Below are 267 nucleotides of genomic sequence, written 5' to 3'. Positions count from 1 at the left end.
CAGGTATTTTTTTTCCTTCTGTACCATTTATGATATGGGTGGTTCGTTTCCTGTGATATGCTCTTCCCTTAATTTATAAAATACCTGTCCGCTTACAACCATAAAAGGTGTTGCATCCTTCAAATCAAACCATACAGATGTCCCAACCGACACACTATCACACAAATCATTAACCATCTGCACTGTACCAAAATTTATTCCAGTTCCAACACCAACTATTCCAATACTGCTTTCGCTGCGTATTACAACCACCTCTCCTTTATTTAA

1 protein-coding gene is annotated in these 267 nt (G+C 37.8%); it reads right to left on the bottom strand.

What is annotated here, in order from left to right:
- Positions 1-27: 27 nt before the first annotated feature.
- On the bottom strand, positions 28-267 hold a 240-nt coding region (locus tag FNE76_RS08385), incomplete at its 5' end, for a hypothetical protein (RefSeq protein ID WP_185963044.1).

The sequence above is a fragment of the Helicobacter mehlei genome (assembly GCF_007280785.1).
In the GTDB taxonomy this organism is placed as follows: Bacteria; Campylobacterota; Campylobacteria; order Campylobacterales; family Helicobacteraceae; genus Helicobacter; species Helicobacter mehlei.
This window is presented reverse-complemented; position numbering and strand designations above follow the sequence as displayed.